Source organism: Pantoea sp. CTOTU50773, assembly GCF_032082325.1.
Taxonomy (GTDB): domain Bacteria; phylum Pseudomonadota; class Gammaproteobacteria; order Enterobacterales; family Enterobacteriaceae; genus Pantoea; species Pantoea communis.
In genome coordinates this window covers 1-9,130 of record NZ_DAMDQC010000173.1, presented here as the reverse complement: position 1 = coordinate 9,130, position 9,130 = coordinate 1, and the positions used below count along the sequence as shown (strand labels likewise).

10 protein-coding genes are annotated in these 9,130 nt (G+C 53.9%); 3 read left to right on the top strand and 7 right to left on the bottom strand.

The window, feature by feature from the left end; translation table 11 throughout:
* The 3 genes from RT340_RS19805 to mdcH form a co-directional block, all read left to right on the top strand.
* The coding region (locus RT340_RS19805; RefSeq protein WP_313377551.1) for an AEC family transporter at positions 1-847 on the top strand (847 nt) is incomplete at its 5' end.
* A 2-nt stretch (positions 848-849) separates the two neighbouring features.
* On the top strand, positions 850-1,458 hold the full coding sequence (locus RT340_RS19800) for a malonate decarboxylase holo-ACP synthase (RefSeq protein WP_313377550.1): 609 nt from the start codon (positions 850-852) through the stop codon (positions 1,456-1,458).
* Positions 1,455-2,354 carry a malonate decarboxylase subunit epsilon gene (gene mdcH / locus RT340_RS19795; RefSeq protein WP_097118802.1) on the top strand — a complete coding sequence of 300 codons (900 nt, stop codon included), beginning with the start codon at positions 1,455-1,457 and terminating at the stop codon, positions 2,352-2,354. The genes RT340_RS19800 and mdcH overlap by 4 nt, the downstream gene beginning before the upstream one ends.
* On the opposite strand, the gene RT340_RS19790 is transcribed toward mdcH, so the two are convergent.
* The 7 genes from RT340_RS19790 to RT340_RS19760 form a co-directional block, all read right to left on the bottom strand.
* The gene (locus RT340_RS19790) at positions 2,336-3,283 is read right to left on the bottom strand and encodes a LysR family transcriptional regulator (protein WP_313377549.1); all 948 of its coding nucleotides are present in this window, start codon (positions 3,281-3,283) and stop codon (positions 2,336-2,338) included. The genes mdcH and RT340_RS19790 overlap by 19 nt on opposite strands.
* Before the next feature lie 97 nt (positions 3,284-3,380).
* Positions 3,381-4,754, bottom strand: a complete 1,374-nt coding sequence (locus RT340_RS19785; protein WP_313377548.1) for a Fic family protein — start codon at positions 4,752-4,754, stop codon at positions 3,381-3,383.
* 256 nt (positions 4,755-5,010) lie between these two features.
* Complete coding sequence (locus RT340_RS19780; protein WP_097118804.1) at positions 5,011-5,856, bottom strand: metal ABC transporter permease; 846 nt, start codon at positions 5,854-5,856, stop codon at positions 5,011-5,013.
* Positions 5,849-6,712, bottom strand: coding sequence for an iron/manganese ABC transporter permease subunit SitC (sitC, locus tag RT340_RS19775; protein ID WP_211728651.1), 864 nt, complete (start codon positions 6,710-6,712; stop codon positions 5,849-5,851). Before sitC ends, RT340_RS19780 begins: the two co-directional genes overlap by 8 nt.
* Positions 6,696-7,481, bottom strand: coding sequence for a manganese/iron ABC transporter ATP-binding protein (locus RT340_RS19770; RefSeq protein WP_097118806.1), 786 nt, complete (start codon positions 7,479-7,481; stop codon positions 6,696-6,698). Before RT340_RS19770 ends, sitC begins: the two co-directional genes overlap by 17 nt.
* Positions 7,478-8,347, bottom strand: coding sequence for a metal ABC transporter substrate-binding protein (locus tag RT340_RS19765; RefSeq protein ID WP_313377552.1), 870 nt, complete (start codon positions 8,345-8,347; stop codon positions 7,478-7,480). Before RT340_RS19765 ends, RT340_RS19770 begins: the two co-directional genes overlap by 4 nt.
* A gap of 276 nt (positions 8,348-8,623) precedes the next feature.
* Positions 8,624-9,061 carry a 6,7-dimethyl-8-ribityllumazine synthase gene (locus RT340_RS19760; protein ID WP_034830445.1) on the bottom strand — a complete coding sequence of 146 codons (438 nt, stop codon included), beginning with the start codon at positions 9,059-9,061 and terminating at the stop codon, positions 8,624-8,626.
* Positions 9,062-9,130: the final 69 nt, after the last annotated feature.

Here is a 9,130-nt window from a genome sequence, read left to right as displayed (position 1 = left end):
TTTTGTGATGGATTTTGCGCTGCCCGCCGCGTTGTTTAGCGCCACGGTACAAACGCCGTGGAGCGGGATTGTGGCGCAGATGCCGCTGATTGTGGTGCTGACGCTGGCGATGTGGGTGGCCTACGCGGTGCTCTATTTTGTTGCCACTAAAATCTTCAAAAAGTCGCCACAGGATGCGGCTGTATTGACGCTGACTGTGGCGTTGCCTAATTACGCAGCGCTAGGTTTGCCCATCCTTGGCAGCGTGGTAGGAGAAGGTTCGGCGACATCGCTCTCTGTTGCCGTCTCCATTGCCTGCGGTTCAGTGCTGATGACCCCCTTCTGCCTGCTGATTCTCGAACGTGAAAAAGCGCGTACCGCCGGGGAAACACAGCGTTCAACGCTGGCGATGCTGCCGGTGTTGATGTGGCGTTCGGTGAAAAAACCGATTGTGCTGGGACCGCTATTGGGCGTGGTGCTGTCAGCCATTGGCATCAAAATGCCGGATTTGGTGCTGGCCGCGATTAAACCGCTCGGTCTGGCTGCCACCGCCGCCGCGCTGTTCCTGACCGGGGTGATCCTCTCGGCACGTCAGCTGAAAATCAACAGCATGGTGATCAGCTCGACAGTGACCAAACTGCTGATCCAACCGTTACTGGCGTGGGGCATTGTGATGTTGTTTGGTTTGCACGGCACCGTGGCGATCACCGCGATTCTGATGATTGCGCTGTCAGCCGGTTTCTTTGGTGTGGTATTTGGTAATCGCTTTGGTGTGCAGTCACCGGATGCCGAAGCGGTACTGTTACTGAGTTCGCTGCTGTCGATTGTGTCACTGCCGCTGTTTATTAGCCTAACTTCAGGAATGTAATCATGAATATCCGCCCACACGATCTGCTCTGGCTGCACGCTGATACCACGCTGCTCGACATTAAGGAAAGCTGGGTGGCGCAACAGTGGAACGCTCAGCAGCCGGTCGTGGTGCGGCGTGATGTGATGCGGCAGGATCGCATTCCGATTGGCGTGCGTGGCAGTGCACGCCATCAACGGGCGGCGGGATGGGTGCGGGAGCATGATGTGCTGCGGATTGATACACCGGAGGGGCTACTGGCGCATGCAAGCGATTCTGTGTTTCGCGCATTACCCACGGTTGAGGCAGTGATGAAACTGCATCAGCAGCGCTGGTCATGGTCGTGGGGCGTGACCGGCAGCACGGGATTCGCTCTGGCGACCGGGTTGCCGGTGCTGCATGCCACGAGCGATCTCGACCTGTTAATTCGCGCACCGTTGCCGTTGCAGGCGGAGGAATTTAAGGCCTGGCAGCAGCAACTTGCACGTTTACCCTGTCGTGTAGATACCCAGATAGAAACGCCGGTGGGGGCGTTCGCGCTTAATGAGTGGCTGCGTGAGGGGCGCGTGTTGTTAAAAACCGCGCGCGGTCCCCGTCTGACACATCTTCCCTGGACGGAGGAAATCGAATGAAAACGCTGTTCACTTTTCCGGGACAAGGCACGCAACGGCCTGCCATGTTGCAGTCGCTGCCACGCGATAAGACCTGGCAGGTGGCGCATCAGGTACTGGGTGATGACCTGTTGCAGCTCGATTCGGCTACCGCACTGCAACATACGCGCGCGGTACAACTGGCGCTGCTGATTACGGGCGTGTCGGCGGCACGCCAGCTGATATCCCGCGGATTACAGCCCGATATGGTGTGTGGCCTGTCAATTGGTGCGTATCCTGCGGCGGTGATCGCAGGGGTTATAGATTTTGCCGATGCTCTGCACCTTGTGGCGCTGCGCGGTGAACTCATGGAGCAGGCGTATCCGCAGGGCTATGGTTTGACGGCGATCAGTGGTATGACGCTGGCACAAGTCGAAGCGCTGGTGGATGGGCAAACCAGTTTTATCGCCAACATCAATGCTGAAACACAGATTGTGATAGCGGGTAGTGACAGTGCCATGGCGGCAGTGGCGCAGCAGGCGCTGGCGCAGGGGGCACAGCGAGCGCAGCGGCTGGCGATCAGCGTGCCTTCACACTGTGCACTACTAGATAGCCCCGCGCAGCAACTCAAAGCCGCTATCGATAAGGTCAGGTTGCAACGTCCACAATTCGCTTATCTCAGCGGCAGCAGCGCCCGCGTTCTCTGGCAGCCGGAGCGTATTGCTGACGATCTGGCGATGAACATGGCGCGCAGCGTGCGCTGGCATGACGCGATGGTGGCGGCAAAAGAACGTGAAGTGCGTCTGGTGATTGAGATGCCGCCCGGTGAAGTGCTGACGGGCTTAACGCGCAGCGTGCAGTGTCAGGGCGAATGTATTGCCCTTGAGCGCAGCGGCGCTGAACTGGCGCTGCGTCTGTTTCAGCGGCTGGCGCGCTGAACTTTTTCCTGCAAACTCAGGGCGAACATACGCCCTTCAGCCACCAGCGCCAGCAGATTTGGATCATGTTCGCGGTTGCGCGGAAACACGATAGCGATCTGTTGCCGCATTTGATACGGCTCGGCTAAGCGGAGAAAACGCAGATCGTTTTCATACTGCTTACGCATCCTGCCCGGCACCAGCGAATAGCCCATGCCCGCCTGCACCAGACTCAGCATCGAGAAGATGTCATTCACGCGCGTGACGATGTTGGGTTCAAAACCGGCCACGTGGCAGGCTTCCTGAAAACCGGCAAAGGTGGCAAAACCTTCGGCTAGCGAGACAAAGGGTTTGTCACTGTAGCTGCGCAGATCGATATCTTCCTCGCTTTTATCATCGCCACCCGCTGGCACGGCGAGGAAGATGTCATCCTGGAACAGCGCGACCTGCTCAAAAATCTTTTCATCAATCTCGGCTTCGCTGACAGAAATGATAATCGCATCCAGCTGATTGTCTTTCAGCGCGCGCAGCAGCAAATCATTAGAACCCATGGTGAGGTTGAGTTCTAACTCGGGGCGGCGCAGTTTCATTTTCATGATCAGACGCGGCACGGTTTCCAGCGACAGAGAATATAAGGTGCCCACACGCAGATGCCCCAGACCGATACCTGCAGTGCGTCGTGTTTCATCAATGCCCTGACTCAGCGTGGCCAGCGCTTCCCGGCTGTATTCCAGCAGCGTCGTAGCGGCGGGCAGTGCCACCAGGTTGCGGCCTTTATGTTCAAACAGCGGACAACGCAAACTCTCGTCCAACGTGTGCAGCGCACGATGCACGCTCACGGTGCTGATCCCCAGCGTTTCTGCCGCTCTGGCGAGGTTTTCCGTTTCCATGTAGCAACTGAAAATCAGCAGTTTGCGGATGGTGAGATCATTGTCGAGGGTGAGTTTCATGCCGGTTTCATATCGTCATCAGAGAGGGCACTATAACGTTAAGCCGCGATGCGGGTTAGCCAAAAACGGGTATGTACGATGTATGTCGGCCTCACTACTAACCTGGCCGACCCTGACGGATCCACTGCTCCGTTAGCGATATTGATAGACGATACCGGGCACAATTTAACGTACTCAATATGCGTAGCTCGTTCTGTAAAAGCTGCATGAATCGCTCTTTGTCATCAGGATCAAGTTCAATCACCTGCATCGCAGACTCAATATTCTGACCCTCTGCAACGATTAAGCGAATAGTGGTGTTTAAATCTTCCCGGTGACGAAGTCTAAACGGGTCCGGAACGCCCATAGCTTCCAGTGTGACGGCATAGCGTTTGATTGAACGACGATATAAATGTTCGAACAACTCAACGGCTAAAGTCACGTCACGTTTTTCATAGATTCCCATCATTGCGTAGGCATAGCTTGTGACATCAGCATCAAGAAAGGAGAGTGGAGCACTATTGTAGATCATGAGTGGAATATTTGCGGCCAGCCTGCTGGTTCTTTTATTCCCTTCTTCAAAGGGTTGCAGATAAGCGATATTGACCCACAGGAAAAAGGCTGACTCCACAGGATTATTAATCAGCCGTGATTTTTTGATAATGATGTCGAACATTTCTTTTAACAGGAACGGTGCCTGTAGTGGAGTGTAGGTCGTTCCCGAAATATTCACGATTTTGCGTCTGATCGCTCCCAACTCGTCAGGATTTGACAGTAAATCATGCATCAATAAAGCATGTAAATTGCTGATTACCGGCCCAGTTAATCCAGATTCAGGGACTGCATCGACCAAAAACTCTATTGCCTGTTTATGATTAAGCAGCATGACGGCATCTAAATCATTTGATGCCGCGCCACTTTTGAATAGTTCTTCGGTGGCCAGCAATGAATATCGGTTTCCTTCAAGTTGAGAAGATGACCAGGACAAATCAATGAGCAATTGCTCCAGAACTTTTCGCGCGTAGGTACCTGCGGGTTGTTGCCCTGCCATTTTGCCTTCATTCATCAAGGCCAGGGCTAGCGTCTGGGGCAGGAGGAACGTTTCGTTCGGAATATAATTGTCCACGAAGCTTCGGTCATACCCGGAAATATCCCTTACTGACAGGGGTAAGTTTAGATATTGATGCAATGATTGAGCTGTAGTGAGGGAAGAGGAATGATATTCAGGGGTCTTCTCCGTCACCGATGAACCGTATTGGGGTAGCTTGTTCAAGGGCGCCAGCGCGGTATACCGAGTCCCCCGTCCTACGCCGTGCCGGGTAATTTTGCTTTGACCAAGCAAAACCTCGATATGCCGTTTGATCGTAGAACGACCCACACCAAGACGGCCCGCGAGGTCACCGGAACTAAGCGAAGACTCGGCACTTGCGATAGTTGAGAGAATTTGGTGTTGAAGGTTTGAAAGATCATCTGGGGAGGTTGGCTGGATCAAAATCGTATGCCTCTGGGATTAGCTTAAAATCCATAAATCAGAAATCTACCTGGCCCGTGCTTTGCACTCGCTGAAAGCTTAAGACCAGGTAGATTTGTGGCCCATATTGAACGTTAATGATCCATGATATCGATATTTATGGCCCACACTAAACATTTACGGTCCATTATAAATATTTTACAGCCCATTTCACTCATTATCGGCCCAATAAATTAAATTTATGGCCCAATCTTGAAATTTGCGGCCCGGAATCACTTTATTTGATAGCCGCTAAGCCGCGACCATTCGCTCTCTCGCGCCAGCTCACACTCTCAAACGTCACCACAAATAACAGGCTATACAGCACCACGATGGTGGGGCCCGGCGCGCTATCGAGGAAGAAGGACGCGTACACTCCGCAAAATCCAGTCAGGATGGCAATCAGCGCCGCCAGCAGCATGACCTGTAAGAATCGCCGCGCCAATAGCAGTGCGATCGCTCCTGGCGCGATCAGCATGGCGATAGACAAAATCACTCCCACCGATTTCAGCGCGGCAACGATGGTCAGCGCAATCAAACACAGCAGCCCGTAATGCATCACATTAGTGTTGATGCCACAGGCGCGCGCCTGTTGTGGGTCAAAGGCATGCAGCAACAAATCGCGCCATTTCACACTTAGCACCAGCACCACCAGCAGCGCAATGGCGGCGGTTTGTGCGATATCCGCCCAGCCAATACCCAGCATATCGCCGAACAGAATGTGGTCGAGATGGACTTCCGGTTTCAGTTTTAGGTAGAGCACCAGTCCGGCACCAAACATCCCCGAAAACACAATGCCCATCACGGTATCAGGCTTGATGCGGCTATTCTGGCTGATAAAACCGGTGGCGAGTGCACACAGCATGCCTGCGATAAAAGCGCCAATCGCGAAAGGAAGGCCGATCCACCACGCCAGCACCACGCCGGGAAATACCGCGTGACTCATGGCATCGCCGAGCAGTGACCAGCCTTTTAACACTAAAAATGCGGACAGCATGGCGCACGGCAGCGACAAAATCAGCGTGATGATCAGCGCCATATTCATAAATTCGAATTCGAAAGGACTCAGCAGTATTTCAATCATTGAGGTTGATCTCCTGCGCCAGACGAGCGCGTCGCCGGGCCGCCAGCACGCCATGTTTAGGCGCAAAGACGAACGCCAACAGGAACACCAGAGTCTGTGCCACCACGATCACGCCGCCAGTGGCACCATCAAGGAAATAGCTGCTCCACGCGCCAAGGAAGCTAGTGATGCTGCCGATAGCCACGGCAATCATCAACAAACGCGGGAAGCGATCGGTGAGCAGATAAGCGGTGGCGCCGGGTGTCACCACCAGACAAATCACCATAAAGGCGCCAACGGTTTGCAATGCGGCGACGGTGGAGGCAGCGAGCAGGGTAAAGAACAGGATCTTTAAGCCGGTGGTATTCAGCCCAAGTGAGCGCGCGTGGCTTTCATCAAAGAACGTCACCATCAAATCTTTCCACTTAAGCAGCAATAACGTCAGCGTCACCACGCCGATGGTGCCGAGCTGCCAGATATCGGCGGGCGCCACCGCGAGGATGTTGCCCAGTACGATGGTTTGAATATTGACCGACGTCGGATTGAGCGACATCAGAAAGAGCCCGATGCCGAAGAAGGAGGAGAAGATCAGTCCGATGATCGCATCCTCTTTCAGGCGCGTGCGCTGGTTAAGGAATAGCATGCTGCCTGCCGCCAGTCCGCCGGAGAGAAAGGCACCGAGTGAGAAGGGCAACCCCAGCATGTACGCGCCAGCTACGCCCGGCACTATCGAATGTGACAGCGCATCACCAATCAGCGACCAGCCTTTCAGCATCAGAAAGCAGGAAAGAAACGCGCAAATCGCCCCGACCAGCGCGGCGATCCACATCGCATTCAGCATGTATTGATAGCCAAACGGCTCAATAATCCACGACATGATCCGCCCCCGGTTGCGCGGCTATCTTCTGCAACAGTGCGGCATTGCGCTGCTGTACCTCACCGTCAAAGGTGCGTGCCAGATTGGCGGCGGTAAAGGTGTCGCGCAGCTCGCCGCTGGCTAGTACGGTGTTTTTCACCAGCACGCAGCGGTCGCAGTAATCAGGAATGGTGTTGAGGTCGTGCGTGGAGACCAGCATGGTGCGGCCCTCATCGCGCAGCTCCTGCAACAGGGCGATGATCGCCGCTTCAGTTTTGACATCGACGCCGGTGAAAGGCTCATCCAGCAGGATGATTTGCCCACTCTGAGCCAGCGCACGTGCCAGGAAGACACGTTTTTTCTGCCCGCCGGAGAGTTCACCAATCTGACGATGGCGGTAATCACTCATCCCAACGCGTGCCAGCGCCTCATCCACGCGGCGTTTGTCCTCCGCACGCGGGATACGCAGCATGTTCATATAGCCGTAGCGGCCCATCATCACCACATCTTCCACCAGCACCGGGAAGCTCCAGTCCACTTCTTCCGACTGTGGCACATAGGAGACGATATTGTGTTTCAGCGCACGCTTCGCGGGCATCTCTGCCAGCGTGACCTGACCCGTCGAAAGCGGCACGAAGCCCATAATCGCCTTAAACAGTGTGGATTTCCCGGAGCCGTTGACGCCCACCAGCGCGGCGATGCTGCCCGCTGGCACGGAGAAAGATGCCTGACGCAGCGCAGTGTGACCGTTGCGGTAGGTGACGCTAACATCCTGCACGTTTAGGGTCATTTTTGGCTCCCGGCGGTGATGCCTTTGGCTACGGTATCGGTGGTCACGCGCAGCAGATCAAGGTAGGTCGGAACCGGCCCGTCACTGTTGCTGAGAGAGTCAACATACAGCACGCCGCCGTAGTGAATACCCGCTTCACGCGCGACCTGTTGGGCCGGTTTGGCGGAGATGGTGCTTTCGCTGAAGATAGTCGGGATGTGGTTGGCTCTCACCGCATCAATCACTTTGCGCACCTGTTGCGGTGTGCCTTGCTGATCGGCATTGATCGGCCAGAGATAAAGTTCTTTCAGACCCAAATCACGTGCCAGATAGGAAAAAGCGCCCTCACTGGTCACCAGCCAGCGCTGGTTTTCCGGCAGTTTTTCAATCTCCGCGCGCATCGGCGCCAGGGTTTGCTGGATTTGCGTTTTATAGCGATCCGCATTGGCCTGATAAACGGCGGCATTGGCAGGATCGTATTTTTGCAGTGCTTTACGGATGTTATCGACGTAAATCAGCGCATTGTCTGGTGACATCCAGGCATGTGGGTTGGGTTTGCCGTTGTAGGGGCCCTTGGTAATACCTAAGGGTTCAATGCCCTCGGTCACTGTGACTTGCGGCACGCCTTTCAGGCGCTGATAGAAGCGGCTAAACCACAGTTCCAGATTAAAACCGTTTACCAGGATTAAATCGGCACCCTGCGCGCGACGAATATCGCCCGGGGTAGGTTGGTATTCATGGATCTCCGCGCCGGGTTTGGTGATGGATGTCACTTCGGCGGCATCACCTGCGACGTTCTTTGCCATGTCTGCGATCACAGTGAAAGTAGTGACCACTTTGAGTTTGTCGGCAGCAAACGCCGAAGTGCTCATCGCGAGCGTAAGCATCACAACCGATACAACGTGCCTGATCAACATAATCATCCCCTGAGAATTATAGCCTGTGCTATACATTATAGTGAATGCTATGAATGTGAAGTGTTTTTGTACACCTTTTGCTGTTTACGACAAAAATTTACGTAAGTTGAAGTAGCCGAGGAGAGTAAAGAAAGTGGCTTATGCGATTTTCGAAATAACGTAGAACATATTGTTCTTAAGGGCAGGGAGGTATTATTGAGAGCAAGAACACTTCACCACGAATAATGAAGTGTTCCTGAGAGGGAATTAATCGATCGACAAATTATGAATCGCCAGCGCAGCACGCGCGGCCTCTTTGCCTTTCTTAATAAAGTGTTCGGTATAGAAGTTTTCCAGCACATCGACCGGCTGGAAATTGTGCGGCGTCAGTGAGACAGAGAACACTGGCACATTGGTGGTCAGCTGAACGTTCATCAGGCCATCAACCACGGCTGCAGCAACGAAATCGTGACGATAGATACCGCCATCCACCACCAGCGCAGCCGCTACGATCGCGTCGTATTTGCCGGTTTCCGCTAAGCGTTTTGCCAGCAGCGGCATTTCAAATGCGCCCGGCACTTCCAGCACTTTTAATTCCGCTTCAACGTTCTGTGCTTTTAATTCTTGCTCAAAACCCACCAAAGCATTGTGCACAATCTCTTTGTGCCAACCGGCTTTAATAAAGGCAATTCTAATATTTTTCATAAGGAGTCCAACATCACCTGTAATTTCTTTGCGCTTGAAAAGTAGCAATAATGCCTTTGTATACCATAT